22 protein-coding genes and 1 pseudogene are annotated in these 25811 nt (G+C 70.7%); 10 read left to right on the top strand and 13 right to left on the bottom strand.

Annotated features, from left to right (window positions below):
- Positions 1 to 134 precede the first annotated feature (134 nt).
- A complete protein-coding gene (locus ABD932_RS09700; RefSeq protein ID WP_345010706.1) occupies positions 135 to 779 on the bottom strand; it encodes an HNH endonuclease family protein in 645 nt (214 codons plus the stop codon).
- A 374-nt stretch (positions 780 to 1153) separates the two neighbouring features.
- On the opposite strand from ABD932_RS09700, the gene ABD932_RS09695 reads away from it, so the two are divergent.
- A complete protein-coding gene (locus tag ABD932_RS09695) occupies positions 1154 to 1735 on the top strand; it encodes a TMEM165/GDT1 family protein (protein ID WP_250093237.1) in 582 nt (193 codons plus the stop codon).
- Positions 1736 to 2051: 316 nt separating this feature from the next.
- On the top strand, positions 2052 to 2729 hold the full coding sequence (locus ABD932_RS09690; RefSeq protein ID WP_345010702.1) for an HAD-IA family hydrolase: 678 nt from the start codon (positions 2052 to 2054) through the stop codon (positions 2727 to 2729).
- Positions 2730 to 2840: 111 nt separating this feature from the next.
- Here the strand turns inward: ABD932_RS09690 and ABD932_RS09685 are convergent, their stop codons facing one another.
- Complete coding sequence (locus ABD932_RS09685) at positions 2841 to 3773, bottom strand: peptidoglycan-binding domain-containing protein (protein WP_345010700.1); 933 nt, start codon at positions 3771 to 3773, stop codon at positions 2841 to 2843.
- 314 nt (positions 3774 to 4087) lie between these two features.
- Between ABD932_RS09685 and ABD932_RS09680 the strand changes: the two genes are divergently transcribed.
- Positions 4088 to 6142: an MDR family MFS transporter gene (locus ABD932_RS09680; RefSeq protein WP_345010698.1), complete on the top strand. Its 2055-nt coding sequence runs from the start codon at positions 4088 to 4090 to the stop codon at positions 6140 to 6142.
- 379 nt (positions 6143 to 6521) lie between these two features.
- On the opposite strand, the gene ABD932_RS09675 is transcribed toward ABD932_RS09680, so the two are convergent.
- Both ABD932_RS09675 and ABD932_RS09670 read right to left on the bottom strand, forming a co-directional pair.
- Entirely contained in the window at positions 6522 to 7013 is a 492-nt protein-coding gene (locus ABD932_RS09675; RefSeq protein ID WP_345010696.1) for a GNAT family N-acetyltransferase, read from the bottom strand.
- A gap of 23 nt (positions 7014 to 7036) precedes the next feature.
- The gene (locus ABD932_RS09670; protein ID WP_345010694.1) at positions 7037 to 7654 is read right to left on the bottom strand and encodes a dihydrofolate reductase family protein; all 618 of its coding nucleotides are present in this window, start codon (positions 7652 to 7654) and stop codon (positions 7037 to 7039) included.
- A gap of 139 nt (positions 7655 to 7793) precedes the next feature.
- Here ABD932_RS09670 and ABD932_RS09665 point away from each other — a divergent pair, with 139 nt between their 5' ends.
- Both ABD932_RS09665 and ABD932_RS09660 read left to right on the top strand, forming a co-directional pair.
- Entirely contained in the window at positions 7794 to 8363 is a 570-nt protein-coding gene (locus ABD932_RS09665) for a hypothetical protein (protein WP_345010692.1), read from the top strand.
- 5 nt (positions 8364 to 8368) lie between these two features.
- Positions 8369 to 8731, top strand: a complete 363-nt coding sequence (locus ABD932_RS09660; RefSeq protein ID WP_425587432.1) for a hypothetical protein — start codon at positions 8369 to 8371, stop codon at positions 8729 to 8731.
- A gap of 89 nt (positions 8732 to 8820) precedes the next feature.
- On the opposite strand, the pseudogene ABD932_RS09655 reads toward ABD932_RS09660, so the two are convergent.
- A pseudogene (locus ABD932_RS09655) lies at positions 8821 to 9225 on the bottom strand (DnaJ family domain-containing protein); the annotation flags it as partial.
- A gap of 97 nt (positions 9226 to 9322) precedes the next feature.
- On the opposite strand from ABD932_RS09655, the gene ABD932_RS09650 reads away from it, so the two are divergent.
- Positions 9323 to 9715 carry an FHA domain-containing protein gene (locus ABD932_RS09650; protein ID WP_345010691.1) on the top strand — a complete coding sequence of 131 codons (393 nt, stop codon included), beginning with the start codon at positions 9323 to 9325 and terminating at the stop codon, positions 9713 to 9715.
- Between the two features lie 11 nt (positions 9716 to 9726).
- Here ABD932_RS09650 and ABD932_RS09645 read toward each other — a convergent pair whose 3' ends face one another.
- A complete protein-coding gene (locus tag ABD932_RS09645; RefSeq protein ID WP_345010689.1) occupies positions 9727 to 10395 on the bottom strand; it encodes an O-methyltransferase in 669 nt (222 codons plus the stop codon).
- Positions 10396 to 10431: 36 nt separating this feature from the next.
- Positions 10432 to 11670 (bottom strand): DUF2330 domain-containing protein, encoded by a 1239-nt coding sequence (locus ABD932_RS09640; RefSeq protein WP_345010687.1) that lies wholly within the window; start codon positions 11668 to 11670, stop codon positions 10432 to 10434.
- Positions 11671 to 12000: 330 nt separating this feature from the next.
- Between ABD932_RS09640 and ABD932_RS09635 the strand changes: the two genes are divergently transcribed.
- Complete coding sequence (locus tag ABD932_RS09635) at positions 12001 to 14058, top strand: bifunctional glycosyltransferase 87/phosphatase PAP2 family protein (RefSeq protein ID WP_345010685.1); 2058 nt, start codon at positions 12001 to 12003, stop codon at positions 14056 to 14058.
- Here ABD932_RS09635 and ABD932_RS09630 read toward each other — a convergent pair.
- The 4 genes from ABD932_RS09630 to ABD932_RS09615 all read right to left on the bottom strand — a co-directional run bounded on the left by ABD932_RS09630 (position 14012) and on the right by ABD932_RS09615 (position 21439).
- On the bottom strand, positions 14012 to 15658 hold the full coding sequence (locus tag ABD932_RS09630; RefSeq protein WP_425587431.1) for a hypothetical protein: 1647 nt from the start codon (positions 15656 to 15658) through the stop codon (positions 14012 to 14014). The two genes, ABD932_RS09635 and ABD932_RS09630, sit on opposite strands and share 47 nt — an antisense overlap.
- 33 nt (positions 15659 to 15691) lie before the next feature.
- Positions 15692 to 19894, bottom strand: a complete 4203-nt coding sequence (locus tag ABD932_RS09625) for an AAA family ATPase (protein ID WP_345010683.1) — start codon at positions 19892 to 19894, stop codon at positions 15692 to 15694.
- Positions 19891 to 20739, bottom strand: coding sequence for a hypothetical protein (locus tag ABD932_RS09620; protein ID WP_345010681.1), 849 nt, complete (start codon positions 20737 to 20739; stop codon positions 19891 to 19893). Before ABD932_RS09620 ends, ABD932_RS09625 begins: the two co-directional genes overlap by 4 nt.
- A gap of 274 nt (positions 20740 to 21013) precedes the next feature.
- Complete coding sequence (locus ABD932_RS09615; protein WP_345010679.1) at positions 21014 to 21439, bottom strand: ATP-binding protein; 426 nt, start codon at positions 21437 to 21439, stop codon at positions 21014 to 21016.
- Between the two features lie 92 nt (positions 21440 to 21531).
- On the opposite strand from ABD932_RS09615, the gene ABD932_RS09610 reads away from it, so the two are divergent.
- Positions 21532 to 22383 (top strand): helix-turn-helix domain-containing protein, encoded by an 852-nt coding sequence (locus ABD932_RS09610; RefSeq protein WP_345010677.1) that lies wholly within the window; start codon positions 21532 to 21534, stop codon positions 22381 to 22383.
- Positions 22343 to 22549, top strand: a complete 207-nt coding sequence (locus ABD932_RS09605) for a DUF397 domain-containing protein (protein ID WP_345010675.1) — start codon at positions 22343 to 22345, stop codon at positions 22547 to 22549. The genes ABD932_RS09610 and ABD932_RS09605 overlap by 41 nt, the downstream gene beginning before the upstream one ends.
- Here the strand turns inward: ABD932_RS09605 and ABD932_RS09600 are convergent.
- Complete coding sequence (locus ABD932_RS09600) at positions 22533 to 23702, bottom strand: steroid 3-ketoacyl-CoA thiolase (protein WP_345010673.1); 1170 nt, start codon at positions 23700 to 23702, stop codon at positions 22533 to 22535. The genes ABD932_RS09605 and ABD932_RS09600 overlap by 17 nt on opposite strands.
- Positions 23703 to 23970: 268 nt before the next feature.
- Here ABD932_RS09600 and ABD932_RS09595 point away from each other — a divergent pair, with 268 nt between their 5' ends.
- On the top strand, positions 23971 to 25206 hold the full coding sequence (locus tag ABD932_RS09595; RefSeq protein ID WP_345010671.1) for a cytochrome P450: 1236 nt from the start codon (positions 23971 to 23973) through the stop codon (positions 25204 to 25206).
- A 181-nt stretch (positions 25207 to 25387) separates the two neighbouring features.
- Here the strand turns inward: ABD932_RS09595 and ABD932_RS09590 are convergent, their stop codons facing one another.
- Positions 25388 to 25801, bottom strand: a complete 414-nt coding sequence (locus ABD932_RS09590; RefSeq protein WP_345010669.1) for an aggregation-promoting factor C-terminal-like domain-containing protein — start codon at positions 25799 to 25801, stop codon at positions 25388 to 25390.
- Between the last annotated feature and the right edge of the window lie 10 nt (positions 25802 to 25811).

Raw genomic sequence — 25811 nt, 5'->3', positions numbered from 1 at the left:
CCTCCTCCGTCGCCCCGTACGGTACGGAACGACGGAGGGGAACGGCGAGGTTCCGCAGATCACGGTTTGCCGAACTCCGGCGGCACCGCGTCAGTGCGGGGCAGGTACTGCGTCAGTACCTCGGCAGTACCTCGTCAGCAGCTCGCGAGGTAGTTCGTGAGGGCGGACTTCTCGGCGGAGTCGACCGAGAGGTCGTAGTAGTACTTCACCTGCACCCAGGCGCGCACGTAGGTGCAGCGGTAGGCCGTGCGCGACGGCATCCAGGTGGCCGGGTCCTGGTCGCCCTTGGCCTGGTTGACGTTGTCGGTGACGGCGATCAGCTGCGGACGCGTCAGGTCGTTGGCGAAGGACTGGCGGCGCGAGGTGGTCCAGCTGTCGGCGCCGGAGTCCCAGGCCTCGGCCAGCGGGACGAGGTGGTCGATGTCGACGTCGGAGGCGGCGGTCCAGGTGGCGCCGTCGTAGACGGAGTACCAGCTGCCGCTGGTGGCGGCGCAGGCGGAGTCCTGCACGACGTTCGTGCCGTCGCGCTTGAGGACGACCTCGCGGGTGTTGCAGGTGCCGGACTGGGTGATCCAGTGCGGGAAGAGGTCGCGGTCGTAGCCGGTGCGGTCCTCGGTGGCCACGGTGAGCGAGGCGAGGTAGGTGCGGGCGGTGGCGGCGCTGACGGGGGTGGGGAGCGCGGCGGAGGCGGTCGGACCGTTGAAGAGTCCGACGGAGGCTATGACACCGGTCAGCGCCGCGAGTATGCTGACGCGTCGACGCGCGTAGAACTTCGACATGCGAACTCCCTTGGGAGGTGGGGGTGTTGGCGAGCGGGCGAAGGAATGCTCGCCACGCCGTGTTGCGGGGAGGTGTGCGTCGGGTAAGAAGTTAGTGACGCGTACATGACATGACAAGGTTCACGGCGAAACGATCTCGTATGATGGTGTGTGCAGAAGGGGAGTAGCTCTTCGCCGGACCGTCGACATACTGCTCAGCTCGTCTGAGCCGGCGCCCGGAGGCGGACCTCGTTCATGGGGTCGGCCAGCGAGACCTTCGGCAAGCAGTGCACGCCTGTGTCATACGGCACGGGTGCCACGTGTGCTGCCGTGCCGAGGTGTCGTAGCGCAGTGACAATTCTCTCGGTGGGGCAGCCCCGACCGATTGAGGAACCTTGATCAGCTTCACCGTGACGGCGGTCGTCTTCGGCGTCGTCTTCCTCGCCGAACTGCCCGACAAGACCGCGCTCGCCGGGCTCGTCCTCGGTACGCGCTATCGCGCCTCCTACGTCTTCGCCGGTGTCGCCGCCGCGTTCGCCGTGCATGTCGCGCTGGCCGTGGCGGCCGGCAGCGTGCTGACGCTGCTGCCCCAGCAGATCGTGTCGGCGCTCACCGGTGTGCTCTTCCTGGGCGGTGCCGCCGTGCTGCTCATGAAGAAGGACGAGGACGAGGAGGAGATCCGCAAGCCGGAGAACCAGTCCTTCTGGAAGGTGTCCGGGGCCGGGTTCATGCTCATCCTCGTCGCCGAGTTCGGGGATCTGACGCAGATCATGACGGCGAACCTCGCGGCGCGGTACGACGATCCGCTGTCGGTCGGCATCGGTGCGGTGCTGGCGCTGTGGGCCGTGGCGGCGATCGGGATCGTCGGGGGGAAGGCGCTGATGCGGCGAGTGCCGTTGAAGCTGATCACCAAGGTGGCGGCGCTGGTGATGCTGGGGCTGGGGGCGTGGAGCCTCTGGGAGGCGATCGTCGGCTGAGTGGGGGCGGAGGGTCGCCGGGTCGGCTCGGTCAGGGCTCGTGGGGTTCGCGGGGTTCGCCGGACCCGCTGGGATCGCCGGACGCGCTGGGCCCGCCGGACTCGCCGGGTCCACCAGACTTGCTGGGCCCGCCGGGCCTCGGGCGAGCTGAACTCTCGGTGAACGGTTTCTGGAGGCGCTGGCGTGATCGGGTCTGATTTTGTACCGTGGAGGAACAAAGTGGCTCCCGCTCGTTTTCCCTGACCGGCGGGCGGGACCACCTTGTCCCTCCGGGGGCCACCCCTGTACCCCCGTGCCCCTTGCCTTGGAGCTGCCGATGCCGGCCACCACCGTGCCCGCCGTGCCCACCGTCCTCACCGCTCGCGCCCTTCTCCTCGACATGGACGGCACGCTCGTCAACTCGGACGCCGTCGTGGAACGGATCTGGCGTCGCTGGGCCGAGCAGCACGGGCTGGACGGGGACGAGGTGATGAAGGTCGTGCACGGTCGCCAGGGGCACGCCTCAATGGCCCTGCTGCTGCCCGACCGGCCGATGGAGCAGAACTACGCCGACAACGCGCGCATGCTCGCCGAGGAGACGGCGGATGTGGCGGGCGTGGTGCCGATTCCGGGGGCGCCGGAGTTTCTCGCCTCGTTGCGGGGACTGCCGCACGCGCTGGTGACGTCGGCGGATGTCGCGCTGGCCACGGCGCGGATGGCTGCCGCCGGGCTGGGGATGCCGGAGGTGCGGGTCACCGCGGAGTCGGTGGGGGCCAGCAAGCCTGATCCGGAGGGGTTCCTGAAGGGGGCTGCCGAGCTCGGGGTCGCGCCGGGGGACTGTGTGGTGTTCGAGGACTCCGGGGCGGGGATCGAGGCTGGGCGCTCCGCGGGGATGCGGGTTGTGGGCGTCGGGCCGAGGGCTGGTCTCCATGGGCCTGACGTGGTGGTGGCGGACTTGCGGCAGGTGCGGGTCGAGGCTGCGGCGGGTGGCGAGATTCGGGTGATTGTCGCCTGAGGACTCGGGCGTGCCGGTTCGTCGGCGGCTGCGAGTCGTGGAGGGTTGCTCGCGCAGTTCCCCGCGCCCCTTGAGGTCGGCTGCGCTGCCGCCGACCCGGCCGGCGCGGCGTCACGGTTCGGTCGTTTCCGACTCCAGCATCTCCCGCGTGGCCAGGTCGTACACCCCGTACTCCTCCGGCTGGATCCCCCGCGCCCACTGATACCTGGCGACCGCGTCCTCGACGCCCTCGTTGTAGTTGCCCCTGGCCTCCCTCGTGTAGAGGCCGAGCTGGGTCAGGCGGAGTTCGAGTTCCTCCACCTCGGGCCCCCGGTCGCCGCGACCGAGGGTCGGAGGCGTGGGCTCCCGGGGCGCGGCGGACTCCTCCTGGGAGGCGGAGGAGGCTTCCGGCGACGAGGGAGCGGTCGTCGGTTCCGCCGAGCGGGACGGGGTCGGGGACGCGCTCGACCTCGACGGTGACGGGGACGCGCTCTCCGTGGGTGAGGGCGACGCCGACGGCGGTGCCGACCGCGCCGCCGGTCCGGTCGGTGACGGCTCCTCCGGCGCCTCGCTCGTCGCCGGGACCGGGACGCTCGGCCGTACCTCGTCCGGCAGCGCCGTGTCCCGTGTCGGCTTCTCGTAGGTCAGCATCCCGCTCGCCAGGCCCGCCGCCGCCACTACGGCCACGAGTGCCCCGGCCACGCCGAGCAGTGCGGTACGACGGTGCCGGCGGACCCCGCGCGGGGCGGCGTCGCCGGCGTCCTCGTCGCCGTGGGGCGCCGTGTCCGGCTCGAACAGGCTCAGGTCCTGTGCGCTCGGTGTCGTGGCCGGCGGTGACAGGGGGGTGGGGAGCGTCGACGTCGCGTCGGTGGGTGGCGGTGCCGGCGGGGCGAGGGGTGAAGCGTTGGGCGCGGCAGTCGGCGTCGCGGTCGGCGGTACGGCCCGCAGCGGCATCGTTTCTCCGTCGCCGCCCTCCAACTCCACGTATGGACGTATCCGCAGCGGATCGAAATCCTCCGCCGCGGCCGCCTCCGCCGTACGGGCGTCCCGCAGGGCCTCGGACACACGGGGGCCGCAGCCGCACGACGGGGTGTTGTCTGCCGCTCTCGGTGCCCCGCACTCCGGGCACTGGCGGTCCTTCGGGTGCCCCGGGTCGTCCGGACCCTCCGCTCCCACTGTTCCCCTCGACTCGCTCACGTGTTCGTCCCTCCCCTCGCGAACTCCCCAGATTATGCAGACGTTCCTCACGCGGTCTCCCCAAGCCCCCGGAACGACTGATTCCAAAAGGGCTCGACAGGCCATAACGGGGCGAAGCGATCACGATGGTGGATGTAGTGACCTTCCCTTGGGAGGTGTGACGACAGGCTCGGGAGGTCTTCATGGGCGGGGATGCGCACGGTAAGACGGGAAATGTGCGTGACGCGCAGCCCCCGCGGCGGGGAGTCGAGACGCACGAGAACGTGCCCGGCAACGTCCTCGTCTCCATCGGCGCGCTGCTTCTCGGCATGCTGCTCGCCGCCCTCGACCAGACCATCGTGTCGACCGCGCTGCCGACCATCGTCAGCGACCTCGGCGGGCTGCAGCATCTGTCGTGGGTCGTGACCGCGTATCTGCTGGCGTCCACCGCCGCGACTCCGCTGTGGGGCAAGCTCGGTGACCAGTACGGGCGCAAGCGGCTCTTCCAGATCGCGATCGTGATCTTTCTCGTCGGGTCCGCGCTGTGCGGCATGGCGCAGGACATGGCTCAGCTCATCGCGTTCCGGGCCGTTCAGGGGCTCGGGGGCGGCGGGCTCATGGTGCTGTCCATGGCGATCGTCGGGGACATCGTCCCGCCTCGGGAACGGGGGCGGTACCAGGGGCTGTTCGGTGCGGTGTTCGGGGCGAGCAGTGTGCTGGGGCCGCTGCTGGGCGGGGTGTTCACCGAGCATCTGAGCTGGCGGTGGGTGTTCTACGTCAACCTGCCGGTCGGGGTCGTCGCGCTCGTCGTCATCGCCGGTGTGCTGCGCATTCCGCACAAGGCGACGCGGCATGTCATCGACTACCTCGGTACGTTCCTCATCGCGTCCGTCGCCACCTGTCTGGTGCTGGTGGCGTCCCTCGGGGGGACGACGTGGGACTGGGGGTCGGTGCAGATCGTCGGGCTGGCGCTGCTCGGGGTCGTGCTCGCCGTCGCGTTCGTGGTCGTGGAGCGGACGGCCGCCGAGCCTGTTCTGCCGCTGAAGCTGTTCCGGGTGCGGACTTTCAGTCTGTCCGCTGTCATCAGCTTCATCGTCGGGTTCGCGATGTTCGGCGCGATGACCTATCTGCCGACGTTTCTGCAGGTCGTGCAGGGGGTCAGTCCGACGATGTCCGGGGTGCACATGCTGCCGATGGTGGTCGGCATGCTGTTGGCGTCTACGGCGTCCGGGCAGATCGTCAGCCGTACCGGGCGGTGGAAGGTGTTCCCGATCGCCGGAACCGGGGTCACCGTGCTGGGACTGCTGCTGTTGCATCAGCTCGACATGGACAGCTCCACCGGTGAGATGAGCGTCTACTTCTTCGTGTTCGGGCTGGGGCTCGGGCTGGTCATGCAGGTGCTCGTGCTGATCGTGCAGAACGCCGTGTCGTACGAGGATCTCGGCGTCGCCACCTCCGGGGCGACGTTCTTCCGGTCCATCGGGGCCTCGTTCGGCGTCGCCATCTTCGGCACGGTCTTCGCGGGCCGGCTCGACGACATGCTCGTGGAGGCGTTCCGGGGGGTTCGGCTGCCGCCCGGTGTCTCGTTGGAGGGGCTGGAGGCGGATCCGCGGGACATCGCGGAACTGCCGGCGGCGCTGCGGCCGGAGGCGTTGCAGGCGTACGCGTCCTCGATCACGGACGTGTTCCTGTACGCCGCGCCCGTCGCGCTGGTCGGCTTCGTGCTCGCCTGGTTCCTCCGGGAGGACAAGCTGCGGGGGTCCGTGACCGCGCCCGACGTCACCGAGACGCTGGCCAGCAATCCGGTCGAGCGGTCGTCGTACGACGAGGTGTGCCGGGCGTTGTCGGTGCTCGGGACGCGGGAGGGGCGGCGGGAGGTGTACCGGGAGATCACGCAGCGGGCCGGGTACGACCTGCTGCCCGCGGCCAGTTGGCTGCTGCTGCGGATCAAGAAGTACGGCTGGGTGGAGCCGGCGGTGCTCGCGGAGCGCAGCGCGGTGCCGCTGACCGTCGTCCTCGATGCGGCCCGGCAGGTGGAGGGGCGGCGGCTGGCCGTGCGCGAGGGGCTCGACCTTGTGCTGACCGACACGGGGCGGGAGGTTGCCGAGCGGTTGGCGCGGGTGCGGGAGGAGTCGCTGGCCGATTTGCTGGGGGACTGGTGGGGGCCGGATCGGCCTACCGATCTGATCCAGCTGGTGAGGGAGCTGAACGAGGAGCTGTGCGGGTCGGATCGGGAGCAGCCTGCCTCCGGCGGTTGAGGGTGCGGGTGGGATGTGGGGTGCCTGCGGCGGCCTGTGCGGCTTTGGTGGGGGTGCGCGTAGCGCCTGCGGGTGGGTTGTGGGTCGGGGCCGTGCCGGGGGGTGTCCGTCCTCGGACCGGCGGTTGGACTTAGGCCGGGAGGTGCTGCGTGTTGACGCCGGCCACTGCGGGCGGACACCCCCCGGCACGTCCCCTTGCCGCCGTACGCGGGTGCCGCGCCGTGGGGGTACGCGGCCGCCTCTCGACGCCGGCCCAGGCATTTCAGCCCGTCCGGCGTTTGAGGACGAGGCCCTTCGGGCCGAAGCGGGGGTCTGGGGGCGGCAGCCCCCAGGGACGGGACGGGTAGGGGCGGCGGGGGCGAGACCAATGTGGCCCGAGTCAGCGCAGCGTCTTGCTGAACCAGTGCTCGGCGTACACGCCGTCGTTGTGCGGGGCCGTCTCCTCGTAGCCGAGGTGGGTGTACAGGGCGCGCGCCTCCACCAGGTCGTGGCGGGTGTCGAGGATCAGACGGGTGGCACCGAACGCGCGGGCCGTGTCCTCTGCCGCCCGTACCAGGACCCGCCCGCCACCCTTGCCGCGCACGGACTCGTGGACGAACACCCGCGTGAGCTCCGCGGTGTCCGCGTCCAGCAGCCTGACGCCGACGGAACCGGCCGGCTCGCCCGCGTAACGGGCAATCAGCAACTGGCCCTTGGGCGGCGTGAGTTCGGCACCCGCGTCGGCGGCGATCTCGCGTTCCAGCTCGGCCGGGTCGGTGCGGTGCCCCTCGTGGAGGAGGTAGTAGCGGTCGCTGACCTCCGTGTAGTACGCCCGCCAGAGCGCGGCGGCGACGGAGGAGTCGGGGGGTTCCGGGGTGACGGTCCAGGTCATGGCCGTCATTCTCGGTGGGGGAACTAGCGGGCCCGCAAGCGAATATGGGTCGCGTCCGGGGCGTCCAGGACCTGGGTCTTGCGCCACTCGAGTTGTTTGTCGCCCACGTTGTCGAACAGGCGTCGTCCGCCCGCGCCGGTCAGGACCGGTACGACGTGCAGGAGCAGTTCGTCCAGCAGGCCGGCGCGGATGAACTGCTGCACCAGGTCCGCCCCGCCCGCCAGCGAGACGTCCTTGTCGCCCGCCGCCTCACGGGCCAGGGCGAGGGCGCGCTCGGGGCCCTCGGTGATGAAGTGGAACACCGTGCCGCCCTCCTTGACGAGGGGCTCACGGGGGTGGTGGGTGACGACGTACACCGGCATGCGGAAGGGCGGGTTCTCGCCCCACGGTTCCTCGCCGGACGTGAACATGCCGTGCCCCATGACGACCGCGCCGAGGCGCTTGATCCACTCGGCGACCAGGTCGTCCTCCGGACCGCCCGTCCCGCCCTTGATGCCCTGCTGCCCGCGCCAGCTGCGCAGGCCGAACACCCACTGGTGCAGGCGTTCACCGCCGATGCCCAGCGGATGCTCGCGGCCCGCGTCGGGGCCCGTGAGGTACCCGTCCAGCGACACCGACAGCTGTGCGATGACCTCGCTCATGGTTCCTTCTCCTCATGTCCGTACGGCTTGATCTGATGTCCCTTCACCTTCACGTCGATCGGGGGCCGGCCGAATCGACACGCCGATGCGGCGGAATTCAGGGCCGTTTGAGGAGCGTGCTCGGGGCAACCCGGCACATATGTCCACAGGCGTGATCATTCTGATCGTGATCGTGGCGGCCGTCGTCGTGCTCGGCGCGGCCGCCCTGGCTCTGCGTGCCCGGGGTACGCGGGGCAGCAGGGGCCTGAAGCGGCGCTTCGGGCCCGAATACGAGCGGGCCGTGGCCCGGCACGATGGGGACGCCCAGGCCGCCGAGCGTGAGCTCGCCCAGCGAGTCGAGCGGCACGGCGGGCTGCGCGAGCGGGCGTTGGAGCCGACCGAGGTCGAGCGGTTCGAGGCGCGCTGGGCGGCGGCCCAGGAGCACTTCGTCGACGCGCCCCGCGAGGCCGTCGGGGAGGCCGACCGGCTGCTCGCCGACCTGGCGCGGGCCCGCGGGTTCCCGGACGGGGCGCAGTACGAGGAGCAGCTCTCCGCCCTCTCCGTGCACCACGCGGACCATGTGCAGGGCTACCGGCACGTGCACCGCGTCGCGCACGCACCCGAGGACGGGCCCGGTACGGAGGAGATGCGCGAGGCGCTGATCGAGGGGCGCGCGCTGTTCGAGGATCTGATGCGGGCGCCCGACAAGCGGCCCATGGTGGGGAGTTGACAGCGATGCCGGATGTCACGAAAGCCGCACCGCTCCTCGGCCATGAGGAGCACGACAAGCTCGAACTGCGCGTGCAGCAGGCGGTGTCCCGCTTCGTCGATCAACCGCGGGCCGCCGTCGAGGAGGCCGATCACGTGGTCGAGGACCTCGTCGGTCGGTTCACCGAGGCGATGACCGAGCGCCGCCGCACCCTGCGCGCGTCCTGGCAGTCCACGCGGTCCATCGACGAGAGCGACGAGGCCGACGGGACCGACCGGACCGACGGGACCGACAAGACCGCCAACAGCGCCGAGACCTTCGACACCGAGCAGCTCCGCCTCGCCCTGCGCGACTACCGGGAACTGGCGGAACGGCTGCTACGCATCTGAGGTGTACCTGCCGTATTCGGCGTACCTGCCGTATTCGGCACACCTGACACACCGGATACTTCTGACGCTTCCGCCTCGCCCGGCGCCCGGCGCCCCTCCCGGCGCTCGCGCCACTCCCGTACGACCTCTTCCACGTCGTACGGTTTCCTGCCCAGCGGCGGGCCGGGCGGGGGCTTCAGGAGCATGTCGCGGATCTTGGCGTTGACGTCGGTGATGATCTTGCGGACCGTTCGTTCCGACGGGGCCGCGTACGCCGCCGTCAGGGCGTCCTCCGCCTCCTTGCGCAGCGCCAGGCCCGGGGGCAGGACCGACAGGCCCTCACGGGCCATCTTGCGCTTGACCCACCACAGTTCGTCGTACGGAGCTTCCAGGTCGCTCGGCAGCGGTTCGCCGGTGCCGGGCAGTCTGTCGAAGTCGCCGCGCGCCTGTGCGTCGTGGATCTGCTTGTCGACCCAGGACTCGAACGGGACGCCGGGAGGCTTTCGCTCGGTCATGAGTTCATTGTGCCGGACGCGGCGGTGCCGGGCGATTTATCATGCGGGCGCGGTGGCCAAACGGCTTCCGTACCAGGATGTTTCAGGAGGGGCGCACGTGCTCGAACTCACCATGGCCGCCGTGTCCGCGGCGGACGAGGGTGCCACGGCCGGCATGCTCATGGCCGACGCACCCAGCGAGCCGGGCGCCGTGCTGCGGGTGGGCCGCGACAAGTCGGTGTGCCGGCTGTCGACGCCGGACGACTGGCTGTTCGTCTCGCGGGTCCATCTGGAGTTCCTGTGCGGGCCCGACGGCGGCTGGCAGGTGACCTGGCTGCGCGGCTCGCAGGCCGACCCGTCCTCCGAGGTGCGGCTGACCGTGGGGGACTACGCCCAGCCGATCGCGTACGGCGGGACGGTGCCGCTGCCGAGGGGCGGCAGCGGCGAGATCGTCGTCCTGGACCGGACCGCACCCCGCAGCGTCAACGTCGGCTTCTACCACGAGGCTTGAGCCGCCGGGGGCTACAGCACGCGGGCCAGCGCGAAGCCGTCGTAGCCCTTGCTGCCCACCGTCTGGACCGCCGTGCCGGTCAACCTCGGGTGGCTGCCGATCAGTTCGATCGCGGCGCGGGTGCCCTGGACGTCCGGCGCGGTGCTGGCGGCGTCGGTGACCCGGCCGCCGCGCACCACGTTGTCCACGACGATCAGGCTGCCGGTGCGGGTGAGCCGGAGGGCCCACTCGATGTAGTGCGGGTTGTTGACCTTGTCGGCGTCGATGAAGACCAGGTCGAAGGGGGCCGGGTTCTCGTCGGCCAGCTTGGGCAGCGACTCCAGGGCCGCGCCGAGCCGCACCTCGACGATCTTGTCCAGGCCGGCCCGCGCGATGTTGCGGGTGGCGACCTCGGCGTGCTTGGGGTCGTACTCCAGCGAGATCAGGCGGCCGTCCGCGGGCAGGGCGCGGGCCAGCCAGATGGTGCTGTAGCCGGCGAGCGTGCCGATCTCCAGGATGTTGCGGGCGCCCTGGATCTCGGCGAGGAGCTGGAGGAGCTTGCCCTGGGGGGCGGTGACGCTGATCATCGGGATGTCCGCCGCCTCGCTGTCGCGCAGGGCCGCCTGCAGGACGTCGTCGTCCGGTGAGAGGTGGGCGGAGAAGTACTGGTCGACGTCGTCCCAGAGCTGAGACTCGCTCATCGCCTTGCCTTTCGTACGGGTAGTTAGATGCGCTAACTACCCCTGTTCCCGGTCCGCGACTCCAGGATGGTCGATTTCGGCGCCGGATGCAGGTAGCTGCGCCGGGGGCGGGGGTGGTGGCGGGAGTGGTGGTGTGGGAGGCGCTGTGCCGGGGCGCCGGGAGCGTCGTACGGCCAGGGTGGCCGCCGTCGCCACGGCCAGGGCGAGGCCGCCGGTCACCGTCAGCAGCCACGCCGGGAGCCCGGCCACGGTGCGCAGCCGGTCCTCGTAGATCACCTGCTGGAAGGTGTCGTCGGCCGGCGCCCGGCGCAGTACGTGGTCGCCGGAGATCCGCTCGGGACGCGGGAACTCCTGGCCGATCGCGGTGAGGAAGGGCGTGCCCGCCGCCAGTTCGGCCAGTGGGCCGGTCTTCGCCGTCACTCGTCCGGCGTAGGTGACGCGGGGGCGTTCGCCGCCGATGCGGGAGGCCGGTTCCATGCGGTGTGCGGCCAGGACGTACAGGCCGAGGGACTGGGGTGTGTCGGCGAGGCGGGACAGGCGCATCGGGTAGACCGGCTCGTCCGTCCGGAAGGTGAGGTGGAGGGGGTCGAGGGTGCCGGTGAGGGGGGTGCCCGTGGTCTGCGGGGTCAGCTTCACGGCCACGTACTCCCAGCGTTTCTGGACGTACGGGCGCAGGGCGTCGTCGAGGCGGGGCGGCAGGGCGAAGCCGTTGCTGTCCAGCCAGCCGTCCAGGGCGCCGGGGTCGGTGGCCGTCAGCCGGGCCACGTCGAAGGGGCCGAGGCGCTGCCGGCCGACGACGCTCACGGGCGGTCCGGCGCCGGCCCAGGGCGGGGGCGGTCCGGCGGCGGTGCCGTCGCCGGTCAGCAGGGGCCAGTCGCCGTCCTGGGGCCAGAAGTGGCGGCGCTCGCGGTGCACGGGGGTCGTGACGTCGTGCAGTTCGTCGAAGAGTCCGGGGTCGCCGAGGCGGACCGTCGCCCGCCGCGGCACCGGCATGATCCACGCGACGCGCTCGGCGTCCCCGCCGACGGTCAGCCGCATCACGACCTGCTCCCGCCGGCCGTCCCACCGCACGACGGACTCCTCGCGGCCGACCGTCACCCGCCCGGCGTCGCCCGGCACCATGGCCCCGCAGCCGCACGCCCACGCGGGTGCCACGAGCTGGCCGAGCTGGAGGGCGAGCAGCGCCAGGGCGACGGTGAGGACGCGGCCGCGAGGGCGTCGGCGGACCCGGTCCCGCAGTAACTCCCACTCCGCCATCGCGCGCAGCCCCTCCATTCCCGCACGTCCCTCCGGCGCGTCGACGCCAGGGCTTCAGACGGTACGGCGGGTGATCCGGTTCCGGGGGCCGAGTTCCGCGATGTGAGCGATACGCCCTGCCGTGTGATCCATTCCGCCCTGCCACGGGAAGGCGCATATCGGCGGCGACCCACCGGAGGCGGGCGAACCGACCCCGGACTATCGTCAATCGGGCAAAAGGGGAGCGGACGTCAGGTGAATCGGGGGTTGCCTGCGTCTCTCACCCGGGGGTACGAGCCCCATAGCGTTCGTAAGGATTCCTGACGCAAGTGCCCTGTGGGACGAGGCGGGGCGGGAGGCCGACGAGGCGTGGCGAAAGCGGAGCACGGTGGGCGACCGGCGCAGGCGCTGGGAGGAGCTACGGCCGTCGGTGCGGTACAGGCACGGGTGCGCGTCGCGCGGCTCGGGCTGTGGCTGATCGTCGCGATACTCGCCGCCCGCGAGGTGGCCGTCGTCCTCAGTACCCCGAGCGGGGAGCGGCTGACGGATCTGGAGACCTGGGTCGGTCCGCACGGCGTCCTGCATGTGAACGGTTCGCTCTACGACTCGACGCAGTTCACCGGGACGCCGTTCGGCGGGCTCGTCCTCAAACCGCTGACCCGCGCCGCCGAGCAGGCCCTCGGCTGGGGCTGGACCTTCGGCACGCTGCTGCTCGTCGTCGCCCTCGGCCTGGTCGCCGCCCGCGCGCTGCCCCAGCCGGTCAGCCGGCGCACCTCCCTGCTCGCCGCGCCCGTCGCGATCACCCTGCTCATGCTGTCGCTGCCGGTGCGCAACACCCTCTATCTCGGCCAGACCAGCATCATGCCGGTCCTGCTCGTCCTGCTCGGCTGCTTCGCCCTGCGCGGCGAGCGCGCCAGCGGCGTGCTCATCGGCCTCGCGGCAGCCCTCCAGCCGACGCTGCTGCTGTTCACCCCGCTGCTGTTGCTCACCGGCCGCCGTCGGGCCGCGCTGTCCACGGGGGCCACGTTCACCGGGTCCACGGGGCTCGCCTGGGTGGCGATGCCGCACGACTCGTACACCTACTGGGTCCACCACCTGGCCGGCGTCGGCCTCGGCGGGCGCGCCGACGACCTCGGCAACCAGTCCCTGCACGGCGCCCTGCTCCGGCTCGGGCTGACCGGCCCGCTGGAGATCGCCCTCTTCCTGCTCCTCGGCGCCGCCGTCGCCGTCCTCGCCCTGCGCCGTGCCGTGCGCTATGCCCACGACGGACAGCTCCTCCTCGCCGTGGCGATCACCGGCTGCGCGGCGATCGTCATCTCGCCCACCGCCTGGCAGCACCAGCTGCTGTGGGTGCTGCTCGCCGTCGTCGGCCAGGTGGGCAGACGGGCCTCCGACCGGTATGTGTGGCCGGTCGCGATCGTGCTCATCATGACGCTGCCGGCGAAGATGATGGTGCCGGACAAGCTGCTCCTGCAGCCCCTGCGCGCCGACCTCGTCCTGCTGGCCGCGCTCGCCACCGCGGCCGTCGTGCCGTTCCTGTCCCGCACGTCGCCGTACTGGCAGACACCGATCCCGACCCGGTACGCGGACCGGGTACCGGCCCGCTTCCGGCACCTCCCGCTCGCTCCGGTCCTGCGCCGGGTGATCAGCCGCCCCAACCTGCTCTTCGAGCTGCTGCTGATCCGGGTCACCTACTACGCCTATGCCCAGATCCGGCTCGCCGCGGCCGGTGGCTCCAACTCGGCCGGCCGGGTCACCGCGGAGGAGCACGGCGAGGAGATCCACTCCGTCGAACGCGCCCTGCGCATCGACATCGAGTACTGGGCCAACCACGCGGTGGTGCAGGTCGACTCGCTGCGGAACTTCTTCGACTTCTACTACGAGTCGTTCCACTTCGGCGTCCCGCTCGCCATACTCGCCGTCCTCTACTGGCGCCGGCCCGTCGACTACCGCTGGGCCCGCTCCGCGATCGGCTTCGCCACCGTCCTCGCCCTGATCGGCTTCTGGCTCTACCCGCTCGCCCCGCCCCGCCTGATGCCCGGCCTCGGCTTCATCGACACCGTCCACGGCCCGCAGGACTTCTCCCGCCCCGACTACGGCACCCTCACCGAGCTCACCAACCAGTACGCGGCCATGCCGTCCCTGCACTTCGGCTGGTCCCTGTGGTGCGGCCTGGTGATCCTCGTCCTCGCCCCCAGATGGTGGATGAAGGCCCTGGGCCTGCTGCACCCGCTGTTCACGGTCACCGCGATCGTCGTCACCGGCAACCACTGGGTGCTGGACGCGGTCGGCGGCGCGCTGGTCGTGGGCGCCGGCTTCGGGATGACGTACCTGCTCCAGGGCCCGCGCGCCCGCGTGGTGGCGTCGGAAGCCGAGAAGGTCAGCAGCGGCTCCCGGGCTCCGGCGAAGGACCGTACTCCGAGCTGATCCGGTAATCGCCGGGCGCGGAGACACTGAGCTCGGTGAACTCGCCCTGCGCAGCGAGGCACCCGCCGCCGTCGACGTGCAGCCACGGCGAGTGGGCGATCCGCACGGTGGCGGTCCCCGCCCGCGGCATCCGTACGACGACATCGGCGCCGGACGTCGACACGATGCTCGCGGGCCCGGACACCAGCGGCACGGCGTCCCGCACCCGGAACACCCGCCAGTGCGCGTCCTGCCACACGGGCTCCAGCCACTCGGGCCGGTGATCGCGCACGAGCCGGGCCTCGTCCTTGGCGTACCCGTCGGGCTTGCCGAGCGGGAGGACGACGTACCCGACGGCCCAGCGATCCAGCCACTTCCGGTAGGTCGCCGCGGAGAACGTCCCGTCATAGAACAGCCGGGCCCGCTCCATGTCGAGCTGCCGGTTCCAGCCGCGGGCCATGTTGACGTGCGGGGCGAGCCCGCTGGCCTCGCGGTGGTTGCGGGCCGGGACGACCTCCACGCGGGTGCGGTCGGCACCGAGGCGGTCGAGGGCGCGGATCACACCGTGGGTCTCGACGGCCCAGGCGGGCACTCTCGTGGAGACGTACAGATCGTCACCGGTCTTCTTGCCGACCCAGCCGACGGAGAGGACCAGCGCGACGACGAGCAGCTTCCGGCGGAACCCGGCGAGAGTGGGCCGGGCCAGCAGAACGGCCAGCAGGGCGGCGGGCGCGAACAGTTCGGCGAAACGCTCGACGTTCGTGCCGACGGGGGAGGCGATGAGATACGTCAGGACGACCCCGGCCGCGTAGACGACACCGCTCCAGCGGGCGACCCGCCAGGTGCGCGGGGCGAGGAACGTGACGGCCAGACCGAGGAGGGCGGGCTGCCAGACACGGTCCGCGAACATCAACTGCTCGCCCTTGAAGGGGAAGAGGAGGTTGGTCACGCCGACGGTCACCGCGGGCGGCACGAGCAGGGCGAGGGCGCGTGCGCAGTCCCGGGTGAGGAGGAACGCGGCCCCCACGACCGCCACGAACAGCCCTGCCACGGGGCTGGCCATGGTCGCGAGGGCGGCGCAGGCGGCGGCCGGGACGATACGCCGCCGGCCGGTGAGCACCAGGCAGGCGCCGAGCCCGAAGGCGACACCGAGCGCGAAGGTGGTGCGTCCGGAGGCCACGTTGCACCACAGCGCCAGGGACGCGAGGACCGCCGGGCCGAGGGGTCTGTGGAGCCCCTCGACGCGGGTGAGCAGGACGGCCGCCAGCCACGAGGCCACCAGACCGGAGACGACGGTGACCGCGCGGACACCGAGGCCCGCCATCAGGTACGGGGAGATCAGGCTGTAGTTGGCGGTGTGCGTGCCGCCGTACCAGAACAGGTTGTAGGCCGAGTCGCCGTGCCGCGCCGCGAAGCCGGCCCAGGCGTACTGGGCGGCCAGGTCGCCGCCGCCGGTGGCCAGGAAGGCCCACCAGAGCGCGTAGAGGGGGAGGAAGGGGAGCGTGGCGAGGAGAGGGACGCGGTGGCGGGCCCAGATCGTGCGCAGCAGGGGCGGACGCGCCTGGGCAGGGGGTGCCGGCTGCCCGGGTCTGGCGCGGGTGAGCTGTTCGGCTTGGGCCACGTGACCGAAGACGCCGAATTGGGGGGGAAGCGTTTACTGGCGGGCGAAGACGGCTACGTCGTTGCCGAAGGCGCAGACCAGGCGGCCGGTGTCGGCGAGGAGCACGGCTTCCGAGACCCCGGGGACGTGGACGCGGCCGACCGGGGTGCAGCTCTCCAGGTCCCAGATCCGGACCGTGTCGTCGAGGGAGCAGGTCACGGCGACCGGACGGCCGTCCAGACTTCCGCATCTCACGGAGTGCGCGGGTTTGCTGTGGCCGGTCATCGGCGGGCCGAGGAGACGGCCCGTGCCGAGGTCCCGCACCTGCACGGTGGCGTCCCTGCCGGAGGTCACCACCACGGGGCGGCCACCGATCTCGCCGCACGCGATGGCCACGGCACTGTGCTGGATCTCGGCGATCGAGCGACGATCGGCCAGGTCCCAGAACCGTGTCACCCCCTCGCCCGAGGTGATCGCGATCAGGCGACCGGCCACGACGGTGGATGCCATCGCCCGGCGCGCTCCCACGGCGGAGCCGAGTGGCAGGTACAGCGGCTTCCCGGTTTCGAGGTCCCACGTCCACACGCTGTCGTGCTGCCCACCGCCGACGGCGACCGGACGGCCGTCCAGGACGTCGCACGTCACGCTGGTCACAAGGTCACGGAGGTCTTCGGTGAGGTGGACATGCGCGGCCTGTCGTTCCAGGTCCCAGACCCGCACCCGGCCGTCCAGGGAGGCGGTGACGGCGACGGGCCGACCGTGCACCGTGGCGCAGGCCACGGACCGCACGTTGTGCCGGTGGCCCTCCATGGGCTCACCGATGGGCGAGCCGGTGCTCGCATCCCAGAGCCGGACCGTCTGGTCGTGGGAGCCGGTGACGAAGACCGGCCGTCCGTTCAACTCGCCGACGTCCACGGCAGCGACCCGCCGAATGTGGCCGGTCACGGGTCGGCCCAAGGGCCGTGAGACGGACAGGTCCCAGACCCGGACGACGTCGAGCGAACCGCACACCGCGACCGGTCGCCCGGCCAGCGACGTGCAGGCCAACGACATGGCGGCATCACTGGCGTTCCCGAAGACTCCCACCCGTCGGCGGTCCTTCAGATCCCAGACCGCCAGGGTCCGGTCCAGTGAACTGGCGACGGCGACGGGACGGCCCTCCACCTGCGTACACGCCAAGGCGTACGCAAGTGAGTCGCGCGCCTCGAACGTTGCCAGGCACCGACGTGTCTCCAGATCCCACAGGTGCGACTTCTTGCCCTGTGCCAGGGCGACGACAACCGGGTTGCCGTCCAGTTCCGTACTCGCCAACGCCCTCACATAGATGCGCTCGGCGCCCTCCAGCTCACCGCGTTCCAGGCCGCTCGCCAGGTCCCACACGCGTACCCGTGCGTTCGTGGTGCCCGTGACGGCGACGGGGCCGTCATGCGTCATGGCAACCGTCAACGCACTCACCCGGCCGCCGACGTCGATCGGCCTGCCCAGCGGTTCACCGGTGGCCAGATCCCAGATCCGTAGTGACTCCGAGCCCGTGACGGCGACCGGACGGCCGTTCAGTGTCGTGCAGGCCACCGAGTCCACCTTGTTGGTGTGGCCGGTCATGGGCCTGCCCACCGGCACGCAGGCGGCCAGGTCCCAGACGCGGACCGTCTCGTCGCCCGATCCGCTGACGGCTACCGGGCGGCCGTTCAGCGTCGTGCACGCCAGCGCGTGCACCTTCCTGGTGTGGCCGGTCATGGGTCTGCCGAGGGGTTGGCCGGTGGCCAGATCCCAGACCATCAGGCTCATGTCCATCGTCCCGGTGACGACGACTTCGCGGCCGTCGACGACCGTGCAGGCCGCTGCGCCACCGCCCCAGGCCGGGACCGTGAAGGCGTTGAGCAGGTTGTCGGCCAGCAGCGAACCGGATGCGACGACGGGTCTCCACGCCCGCTCGGCCACCCCGCTGCCGAACGCCTTCAGCAGGGACGGTTCGTTGTGGCGAGCGGCGTCCAGGGCGAGGATTCCGCGACGGCCGACCGCGTCGAGATGGCGATGGACCTGGATGGACGCCCGGTACACGGCGGCGTGCAGCCGGGCGGCGTCGCCGCTGACCTTCAGCAGGAGCAGCATCAGCGTGTCGGCGTCGGCGTGCACGAGGTACTCGGGCTCGGTGACCAGTCCGTCGAGCAGGCCCGCGTGGGCGGCATGGACGGCGAGGTGCCGCAGTGCGTAGGGATGGGCCCGCCCCCAGTCCGGCGAACCGTCGATCCGGTACGGCACGGTTCGCCGCAGCCCGACGGTGAAGGCACGGTGCGCCTGCCCGGAGTCCCACCCCTGCCGCAGGTACTCCGCCATCGCCTCGTGGTACAGCCGGTACACCGACCGCCCGTCCTCGACGGCCTCCACCACATACGCGCCCGCATCCCGCCGCAACTGATGCAGGTCCTCGTTGGTGTACCGCCGCCCCGACACCTCCGAGGCGAGCGGCGCCCAGATGTCCTCCCACGGCAGCCCCTGCCCCTCGGCGTACGCCAGCGGCCGCAGCAGGTCGAGGATCCGCTGGGCGCCCTCGCCGAACCGCTGATGCAGGTCGCGGTGCATGGCGTCGGCGGCAGCGCTCGGGAGCGATCCGAGCCAGTCGGGATCCTCCGGGTCGGGGAGCGTGGGCGTCGCCGCCAGCGTGCCGGCCGTGATGCGCGCGACGAGGAAGGAGTGGCCCGCTGCCGCGGCGACGGCCCGTGCGACCCCGAGCCGCAGACCGTTCTCGCAGTCCGGATACGGCGACTTGGGATGCGCGTCGATCAAGTTGCGGACCGCGTAGGCCAGTACGGCCTGCGGGTCGGCGTACCGGGGCGCATCGAGGTCGACATGGTCCGCCCGCTCCACGGCCAGCGGAGCCAGGAGATGAGGCCGGGTGCCCAGCAGCAGCCTCAGGCGGGTCCCGGCCAGTTCCATGAGCGGTCGCAGCACCTGGTTGCACAGCGATCCCGGCGTCACCGCCTCGTCCAGGCCGTCGATCAGCACCACCCGGGGACGGTCGGGCTCCGGCCCCGCGTTCAGCTGGTTCAGCAGCTCCGCCACCGCCTCCACCGGCGGCAACCGCAGTGCGGCGGCCAGCGCCTGGACCACTTGCTGATCGGTGAGGCTCTGGGCGTAGACCGCCGTACGGATGGCCTTCGGGGGCGGCAGCAGTTCCGGGCGCAGCCCCAGACCCTCCAACGGCACCGTCCGCCGGTACTCCGGGTCGCTCACCGCGGCCAACAGCCCCAGCACCGCCGTCTTGCCCGACCCCGGGTCGCCCGTGACCACCAACGCGGGCCGGTCGTCCGGCAGTTCACCGAGCCACGCCGTGATGTCGCGCAGCGCCCGATGCCTCCCCGAGAACCACCACCCCACCCGGTCCTCGTCCCGGTGCCCCATCGCCCGCCGCAGCAACCGCGTCCGGAACTCCACGTCCCGCCGCCTGTCCTGCTCGTCCCACTCCGCCGCCTGTTGCAGGGCCATGTCGGTGTGGGACAGCCGATTGCTGTGCTTGGCGTTGGGCAGGAAGGGCGGGATCTCGCCGGTGAGGCCGATGATCTCCAGGCCGATGTGCTGGAAGTCGGGGCGTGAGGGGTTCTTGGCCGTGGCGTTGACCACCGCGTCCAGGGACAGCAGCGCCGGTGTGCAGCCCGCCGTCGCCAGGCTCGTGACCGCGTCCGTGAGCAACTCGGGGAAGGCCCCCGTCCGCGCGAGTTGGCTCGGCTGCGCCGACGTGATCACCGCCAGGCCGGCGTCCCGCTCGCGCCAGTTGCCCTTCAACTTCGCCATGGAGACGAGCAGTTCATTGCCGCCCTGCCCGGAGAAGCAGGTGTCCAGCATCAGCAGCAGCCGCCGTACCTTCGTCCCGGCGAGGATCTTCCGGGCCAGTGTGCTCGGTGGCAGGGCGTCGTACAGGTCGTCGGGGTGGGTGTCCGACGTCAGGAGTACGTACTCGTCGTTGTCGAGCAGCTCACCGTGCCCGGCGATGTACACCGCCAGGATGTCGTCGGCCCGGCGCTCCGGTGAGCGGCAGAACTCCCTCAGCTCCCAGAGCAGTTGCTGCTGTGTCGGGTTGGCGCCCAGGTCGGAGACGTGCTCGTAGCCGAGCTTGGTCGTGAACAGGTCGACGATCCTGCGGCGCGCCTCGGCCAGCCCCGGCCGGTCCCACTCCGGGGCGTGCGGGTAGCGGCTGACCGCGGTGGCGATCAGGAAGCGGCGCGGGCCGCCGTCCCCGGGGGCCGTACCGTCGCTCATGCCGGACCCTCCGCCAGCCCTTCCGCCACCGCCTCGCCGGTCTCCTTCGCCGTCAGGTACAGCGTGGCGTCGTGCGCGTGCGAGCCGTTGTGGACGGCCTTCCCCGTCACCCCCGTCCCGAAGAACAGCGACAGGTCCTTCACCGCCGCCACCACATCACCCGCGTCGACGACGTTCGTCCACGCCGACGTGCCCGGCCAGCCGCCCGGTTCAGGACGCAGCCGGTCGAACACCATCCGCATCCCCAGCGGCGACCCCAGCGTCACCAGCGCCCGCACCTGGTGGCCGGACCGCGCGCACAGCGCCTCGTACGCCACGACCGAGCCCAGCGAGTGCGCGACGACGACCCGGGTGTCCGGCCCGATCGCCTCCTCCACACGGGCGCGAGCCGCGGCCCGTAAGCCGTCGTCCGTCAGATAGCGACGCACCTGCTTGAGGTCGAACACGAGGGCCCGCAGGGACACATCGGCGAAGAAGCGAGAGTGCTGCAGTACCCGTAGTGCCGTCTGTACGGCCCTCGGTGAACGGGCCAGCGTGTCCGTCGCACCGGGCGGTGGCACGGCAGGATCGGTCCGGGCGCACTCCGCCCACCACTCCAGGAGCAGCTCGCTCTCGAAGCCCTCGTCGACGTCGTCCGGGGTGAACATGGGGTCCCCGACGGCGAGGGTGTGGCCCGGAGGGCGGAACAGGTCGCCGTAGAAGGCCATCCGGAACTCACCTGCACCGAGCGGCGGGCTTCCCGCCCGGTCGAGGCCGTCGGCGAGTGCCGGCTCCCAGTCCTTCAGCAGCGTGTTGCCGCCCAGCCCCTGCTTGCCCACGCCGTGCACACCGACGATTCGCGCCATCGCCTTGATCCCCCGAGCCTCGTACGTCGCTTCACTCTAGACAGGGGGGATGGGCGGCAGGGCGGACAACGACCAAGCGGTTCACACGTGTTGGAGTGTGGAGCGGGCCAGGGTGTCGGCCGTGCCGAAGGGAATGCGGCCGCGCTTCTCTTCCGCGGAAGCTCTCAGCTGATCCTCGGACATTCCGGCTCTGTCCGGCTCTCCAGTTCGGGCGAGCGCAGCACAGGCGACAGCACCTGCGCCCATAGGTCTTCCGGTCTCGGTTCCGGCACTCTCACCTACTTCTGCACCAGCATTCGAACCACACCGCCTTGCCACCCCCTGACACAGGATCCACACCCCACTTGTCTGCCGTTGCGTCCAGCAGGACGAGGCCCCGGCCGCCCTCGTCCTCGGGCCCCGACTGCGGGGCATACGCGGGCAGTTGACCGAAGCCGTCCGTCACCTCGACCCGCACCCCACCCGCCCGCCGCAGCACCAGCACCTCACACCGCCGGTCCGGAACATGCCGTACGACATTGGCGACCAGCTCGGTCACGGCCAGCTCCACGGTGTCGGTCAGCTCGCGCATCCCCCACTCGTCGAGCAGCGAGCGGGCGATGGCGCGGATGTGCCGGGCCGAGTGGGTGCCGACGGTGAGGGACAGGCGGTACTGGGCCCGGAAGGGGGCCAGGTAGGTGGGGGGAAAGTATTCGTTCACGGTACGAGCGTGACCCGGGACGGTTACTTTGGGCTACGGAACAGATACAACGGGTCCCGAAGTGGGCCCAGTTGCGTGAGAGGGGGCTCTGCGTGACCCACATCAACACCCTCGACCCGGGCGCCTCGCCACTGGACTACTACGGCTTCGAGCTACGGCGGTACCGCGAGGCCGCCGGGCTGACCCAGAAGGAGCTCGGGGGCATCGTCTACTGCACCGGGTCGCTGGTCGGCCAGATCGAGACGGCACGGAAGCTGCCCACGTTGCAGTTCAGTGAGCGCGTGGATATCGCGCTGGGGACGGGCGGGGCGCTGTCTCGGTTGCATGAGCTGGTGATGCGTAGTCAACTTCCGGCCTGGTTTCAGCAGGTGGCGGAGTTGCAAGCGCGGGCAGTGGAGATCTGCTCTTTCGGGACGCACATGGTGCATGGCCTCCTTCAGACCAGGGCCTACGCGAGTGCTGTGCTCGGCGTCCTCGACAAGACCGACCTGGAGGACCGCACCGCCGTAAGGCTCGCTCGTCAGCGCATCTTCGAAAAGGAGGAGCCCCCGGTCTTCTGGGCGATCCTCAGCGAGGCCGCGCTGTGCCAGGAAATCGGCGGCCGCGAGACCATGCGGGACCAACTCGCCCACCTGTTGTCCTTCGAGGACAATCCCCGGATCAACATCCAGGTGCTGCCGTTCTCGGCCGGTGCGCATGCGGGTCTGCAAGGCTCGTTCGACGTCTACCGCTTTGCGAGTGACCCGACCATTGTTTACACGGAGGGATACGGCGGCAGCGGGCATCCAACCGCTAACCCGGAGACCGTCAAGAAGTGCTCGCTCCGTTACGATCATCTGCAAGCCGCCGCACTCTCCATCAAGGACTCGGCGGAGTTGATCCGGCGCGTAATGGAGGAGCGTTATGGAGAGCACCGAGATTCTGACGGGGATCCAGTGGCGTAAGTCCAGCTACAGCGGTGATGAGGGCGGCAACTGCGTAGAAGTTGCCGAAGCCACAAGCGTTATCGCCATCCGCGACTCCAAGAACCCGGCGGGACCGATCCTCACCCTCGACCCCGCCGCGTTCTCCACCTTCGTGAACTGGACCTCGGCTACAGCCGCTGAATGATCGTGCCGGTGGCCAACCCACCCCCGGCGCACATCGTCACCAGCGCGAACTCCTTGTCCATCCGCTCCAGTTCATGAAGCGCGGTCGTGATCAGCCGAGCCCCGGTGGCCCCCACCGGGTGCCCGAGCGCAATCGCACCGCCGTTGACGTTGACCTTCTCCAGGTCCTGCTCGAAGACCTTCGCCCAGCTCAACACCACGGACGCGAAGGCCTCGTTGATCTCGACGAGGTCGATGTCCTTCAGGGACATCCCGGCCTTTCCCAGCACCGCATTCGTCGCGTCGATCGGCCCGTCGAGGTGGAAGTGCGGGTCGGCGCCGACCAGCGCCTGCGCCACGATTCGCGCCCTCGGCCGCAGCTTCAGCGCACGCGCCATCCGTTTCGACGCCCACATGATCGCCGCCGCGCCGTCGCTGATCTGCGACGAGTTGCCCGCCGTATGAATGGCCGTCGGCATGACCGGCTTCAGGCCGGCCAGCGCCTCCATGGACGTGTCGCGCAGGCCCTCGTCCTTGTCGACCAGTCGCCACATGCCCTGCCCGGCGCGCTGCTCCTCCTCGGTCGTCGGGACCTGGACGGCGAACGTTTCACGCTTGAACCGCTCCTCGGCCCAGGCGGCGGCGGCCCGTTCCTGGGAGAGCAGGCCCAGTGAGTCGACGTTCTCCCGCGTCAGCCCGCGGTGGCGGGCGATGCGCTCGGCCGCCTCGAACTGGTTCGGCAGGTCGACGTTCCACTCGTCCGGGAACGGCTTCCCGGGGCCGTGCTTGGAGCCCGAGCCCAGCGGCACCCGGGACATCGCCTCGACGCCACAGCTGATCCCGACGTCGATGACGCCCGCCGCGATCATGTTGGCGGTCATGTGCGAGGCCTGCTGCGAGGACCCGCACTGGCAGTCGACCGTCGTCGCGGCCGTCTCGTACGGCAGGCCCATGGTCAGCCAGGCCGTGCGCGCGGGGTTCATGGACTGCTCGCCGGCGTGGGTCACCGTGCCGCCGACGATCTGCTCGACGCAGTCGGCGGGGATGCCGGTGCGGCCCAGGAGTTCGCGGTAGGTCTCGCCCAGGAGATAGGCGGGGTGGAGGTTGGCTAGCGCGCCGCCGCGCTTGCCGATGGGGGTGCGTACGGCTTCGACGATCACGGGTTCGGCAGCCATGGGTGCGGGTCCTCTCGGCTCTCCGGCTCTCTCCGGCACTCCTCCGGAACTAGTACGTGTTCTAGTTCTCTTCGCAGTCTGCTGACGTGACGTCCGTCACCGCAAGAGTCGTGCACGCTCCGGAGGCTTGATCTGCGGAGATCTGCACGAATTCCGCACGGGATTCGGGGTGTCGCGCCTCTTGCCACTTGTAGAACCCGTTACTACCTTCGCGGCAGTCCCTGTTCTGATGGACCGTCAGATGGCCTTCAGATGACTGGAGCCGCCGATGCCTTGTCCAGCTCTTCCCGACGGGTTCGACTTCACCGACCCCGATGTGCTGCACCACCGCGTACCCCTCCCGGAGTTCGCCGAGCTGCGCCGGGCCGAACCGGTCCGCTGGATCCCGCAGGCGGGCAACGTGGCCGGATTCCAGGACGAGGGCTACTGGGCGGTGACCCGGCACGCGGACGTCAAGTACGTGTCGACGCACCCGGAGTTGTTCTCGTCCACCCTCAACACCGCGATCATCCGCTTCAACGAGCACATCGAGCGGGATGCGATCGACGCCCAGCGGTTGATCCTGCTGAACATGGACCCGCCCGAGCACACCCGGGTCCGCCAGATCGTCCAGCGGGTGTTCACCCCGCGTGCCATCCGCGCCCTGGAGGAACGCCTGCGGACGCGGGCGCTGACGATCGCCGCGAACGCCCGCGAGCACTCGGGCCCCTTCGACTTCGTGACCGAGGTCGCCTGCGAACTGCCCCTGCAGGCCATCGCCGAGCTCATCGGCATCCCGCAGGACGACCGGGCCAAGATCTTCGACTGGTCCAACAAGATGATCTCGTACGACGATCCCGAGTACGCCATCACCGAGGAGGTCGGGCAGGAGTCGGCCACGGAACTCATCGCGTACGCGATGAACATGGCCGCCGACCGCAAGGAGTGCCCGGCGAAGGACATCGTCACGACGCTGGTGTCGGCCGAGGACGAGGGCAACCTCCGCTCCGACGAGTTCGGGTTCTTCGTGCTGATGCTGGCGGTCGCGGGCAACGAGACGACTCGTAATGCCATCACCCACGGCATGCACGCCTTCCTCACCCACCCCGAGCAGTGGGAGCTGTACAAGAGGGAGCGGCCCGGGACGGCGGCCGAGGAGATCGTGCGCTGGGCGACGCCGGTGGTCTCCTTCCAGCGCACGGCGACGCAGGACACGGAGCTGGGCGGCAAGCTGATCAAGAAGGGCGACCGGGTCGGCATCTTCTACGCCTCCGCCAACCACGACCCCGAGGTCTTCGAGAACCCCGACGCCTTCGACATCACCCGCGACCCCAACCCCCACCTCGGCTTCGGCGGAGGCGGCCCGCACTACTGCCTGGGCAAGTCCCTGGCGGTCCTGGAGATCGACCTCATCTTCAACGCCGTGGCCGACGCCATGCCCGGCCTGCGGCTGGCCGGCGACCCGCGCCGCCTGCGCTCGGCGTGGATCAACGGCGTGAAGGAGCTACGGGTCAGCACCGGCTGACCCGTCCCGAGGGAGGCAGGAGCACCTCCTATCCCTACGCCCCGTTCCTGCCTCCCCCGAGACGGTTGCCGGTCAGTCCTGGCCGGGCATGGCGAAGGCGGCGGCCCCGGGGATCGGGGGCCGCCGCCTTCAGTCCTGCCTGGCGAGGTCGGCTCGGCACCAGTGGCTCAGTGCCAGTGGCTCAGTACCAGTTGTTGGCCTGCCAGAAGTTCCAGGCGCCGCAGGGGCTGCCGTAGCGCTCGTTCATGTAGTCCAGGCCCCACTTGATCTGGGTGGCCGGGTTGGTCTTCCAGTCGGAACCGGCGGAGGCCATCTTGTTGCCCGGGAGGGCCTGGACGAGGCCGTAGGCACCGGACGAGGCGTTGGTCGCGTTGGGGTTCCAGTCGCTCTCGTGGTCGACGATGTTCGAGAAGCACTCGTACTGGGCCGAGTCCGAGATCATCTTCTTCGCGATCGCCTGCGCCGAGGAGGTCGAGGTCGCGGCCTGCGCGGGGGCGGCGGCGAACAGGGAGCCGGCGGTGGCGGCGGCCAGGGCGGCACCGGCGATGGCCTTCTTCGGGGCGGAGATGCGGCGGAGGAGAGAAACAGCGGACACGGGGAGCCTT

It is taken from the genome of Streptomyces shaanxiensis (assembly GCF_039537145.1).
GTDB lineage: Bacteria > Actinomycetota > Actinomycetes > Streptomycetales > Streptomycetaceae > Streptomyces > Streptomyces shaanxiensis.
The sequence above is the reverse complement of the archived record's forward strand: the minus strand, read 5'-3'. Positions and strand labels throughout refer to the sequence as shown.